This is a genomic window from Endozoicomonas sp. SESOKO3 (assembly GCF_024606255.1).
Genome location: NZ_JAHHPR010000146.1, coordinates 1 through 1,173, shown reverse-complemented (window position 1 = coordinate 1,173; position 1,173 = coordinate 1). Strand labels below are relative to the sequence as shown.

Annotated in this window: 1 protein-coding gene; it reads right to left on the bottom strand. The window is 48.1% G+C overall.

Translation table 11 applies throughout. The annotated features are described in order from the left end of the window. Positions 1–1,173 (bottom strand): hypothetical protein (locus tag KDK18_RS02565; protein WP_257252974.1); only part of this gene is annotated, 1,173 nt, incomplete at both ends.

Here is a 1,173-nt window from a genome sequence, read left to right as displayed (position 1 = left end):
CATTGGCAGAAAACAGAGCTATTGCCTTACTTAACACGTTCAAAGGCACGGCTTTGCCCGAATGACGCCAGAAAAAATCCCGGTTCTGTTGACTAACCTCAAGGTAGCGTTTGACGCCTTTCCCTCCATAAGAAGACAGAAGCGTTATCAATGATTCCAGCATCAGAGCGGGTTTAGTCTTTTCAACGTGGTGAAATTGTTTTAAAAGCGCCCAGCTGATTACCCAGTCTGGGTTAGGGGTGGAAAGATAAAGGGAAACTGTTTTTAGCTGGCGATTGAATTTGTCATCCTCTTCATTATTCAAGTGGCTATTTTCTTCATTAGATTCTGTCAACAGCCACTGTTTCAGTTGTGTTTCCAGGTGTTTCAGCTCTTCAATAGCAGGTAGCCCTTCTGATGCCCAGAGCCTGGCCATAATTTGCAATAACAGATGGTTGGGCACCCCCCCGAAGCTTATCCAGTTCATCATTTTTTTCACTGGTTCATGTTTGGGCATGCCCTGGCCATTATTTATGGACGAGAAGGCACGGAACCGCTCCATACTGAACTCGCCATCCTGGTCTTTCCACTCCGGCCAGCCAAGCACTTTTTTCACTCGCTCATATGTGGGCATGCCCCGGCCAAGATTCATGGAAGAAAATGCGCGGAGCCGCTCCATACCGAACCTGCCATCCTTTTCTTTCCATTCCGGCCAGTTCAGCATCGCTTTCACGTCCTCATATTTGGGCGGGCCTTTGCCAGCATTCATGGCTGTGAAGGTGCGGAATCGCTCCATGCTGAACTCGCCATACTTATCTTTCCACATCTGCCAGCCCAGAATCTCTTTCACTTCCTCCTCATTTTCAGGCAAGCCTCTGGCATGATTCATGGACGAGAAGGCGCGGAACAGCTCCATGCTGAACTCGCCATTCTTGTCTTTCCATACCTGCCAGCCCAGCACCATTTTGACTTTCTTGTGTTTGGGCACAAATCTTTTGGTGAACATCGACGAGAAAGAGCGAAATAACTCCATATTGAATTCGCCATCCTCGTCTCTCCATTCCGGCCAGTCCAGCATCGCTTTTAATTTTTTATGTTCCTCATGTTTGGGAATGCCTTTGCTGTGATTCATGGACGATAAAGCGCGGAACAGCTCCATATTGAACTCGCCATCCCTGTCTTTCCATTCCGACC